Below are 947 nucleotides of genomic sequence, written 5' to 3' on the forward strand. Positions count from 1 at the left end.
AGTAACGACCCGAGGGTGCCGGGCAATTTCCGTGCGCCCATCAAAGACAACGACTTCGGATGCGCGAAGAGATACCCGGACAAGCCGGCCGATGAATCGGACGGGGACCGAGTAGGACGCCATCCGAACCCTGACGAGGCTCGACCGGCTCACCCGCGGCGTCAACGACAGCCCCGGTTCAAACCGTTCCGCCGTGATCGGCGCCAGCAACTCCCGCTCGAGCGCGAAGTCCTGGGCGACGGTGCGGATGCGGTCGCCGATCCTGCGGTTCTCATCGTCCAGATCCCACTGACGAACCTGCCGGTTCAGTTCCGTGAGCGAGTCGACGACGGGCATCGGTGACAGGTGGGTGCGGCGGAACCGGCCGACGTCGCCCTCGATACCACCCTTCTCGTGAGCGCCCTCAATACCGGGGTGGCAGTAGAACGCGTCGAACCCGTAGTGCGAACGGAACAGGACCCACCGTTGGTTCTCGGTGCGCTGGCGGCCGGTGCCGTAGATGACTTTCACGACGGCGTCCGTGAGGTTGTCGTAGCGGATGTGCCTGGTCGGGATGCCGCCGGTGTCGTCGAACGCGTCGATGTGGCCCTCGAGGAACGCTTCCTACGCTTGGGTCGAATAGATCCGGTGGATCGCCTTGCCCGAGTGGGAGAGGCGGAAGGCGAACATGTGGCACTTGGTTTTCACCCCGGCCAGCACCACCCAGACCTCTCCGAAGTCGACCTCGGCTTCCGCGCCGGGTGCGTGCTCCTGCGGGATGAATACCTCCGGCAGCCGGCCCGCTTCCAGGTCGATCTCGGGGCGGCGGCGGCGGACGTAGTCACGGACTGTCGAATACGACAGATCCGTGGCGTCGTGCTCCTCCGCGAGACGGGCGAAGACTCGCCTCGCTGTGTGGCGCTGCTTGCGAGGGGCATCGAGGTCCTGGCGGAGCATCTCGTCGATCG

At 65.8% G+C, this 947-nt stretch carries 1 pseudogene; it reads right to left on the reverse strand.

Features of this window, described 5'->3' with window-relative positions:
- A pseudogene (istA, locus tag VLI63_RS17630) lies at nt 1–947 on the reverse strand (IS21 family transposase); the annotation flags it as partial.

It is taken from the genome of Lacisediminihabitans sp. H27-G8, from assembly GCF_046156175.1.
In the GTDB taxonomy this organism is placed as follows: domain Bacteria; phylum Actinomycetota; class Actinomycetes; order Actinomycetales; family Microbacteriaceae; genus Lacisediminihabitans.